Here is a 665-nt window from a genome sequence, read left to right on the forward strand (position 1 = left end):
CCTTAAAGCCCCATTAGAGTACCGGTATTATCAAGACGACGTAAGAGATTTGAAGCGTCCCAACGTTGTTGACGGGCCTACGGTGTGCCCCTTATTCCGGGATCCCACCAAGCCTGACCCCCGCTTACCCATTGACTATCAGAAGCTCGCTAGATTCTACACCAAGCTCTTGGGCGTAACCGAAGAAAGAATTTTCAAAAAGTATGGACAGAAACTCAAGCTAATTACTAAGAATGCACGTGGCGGCCTTAAATGGATTGTGGACTTACACTCGCTCAGAGTCAGTGGGATCACAAACCTAATTGAAGCAGGCGTCCCTCTCGAAGTTGTACAAATGTTTGTGGCTGACCATCAAGTTCTTGTCACCACCCTGCACTATCTCAAGTATAGCCCAGCAAAACTCAGACAGTACCTTGAGGCTGCCCATGATCAGATGATTAACAATCAAGATTTTGTAGGTTCTGAGTTGTTTACCGAAGCTCTGATGGAGCTGGCTCCGTTCCTGTTGACGCCAGCAGGGGCTGGTACAGGGGCAGGCATTGATGCCCTTATGCTGGGTGACGGGGTTTGGACAATCAACCCCGATGGTATCTGCCCTGGCACCTGCTGCAGCAATGGCGGAGGGCTTGAAACCCCGCTCAGAACAAATACGGCCCGTTCCAGGA

Annotated in this window: 1 protein-coding gene; it reads left to right on the top strand. The window is 50.4% G+C overall.

The features are described 5' to 3' along the window. Window positions 1–169 precede the first annotated feature (169 nt). On the top strand, window positions 170–665 hold a 496-nt coding region (locus G3436_RS26920), incomplete at its 3' end, for a site-specific integrase (protein WP_163951402.1).

This window comes from Pseudomonas brassicae (assembly GCF_010671725.1).
In the GTDB taxonomy this organism is placed as follows: domain Bacteria; phylum Pseudomonadota; class Gammaproteobacteria; order Pseudomonadales; family Pseudomonadaceae; genus Aquipseudomonas; species Aquipseudomonas brassicae.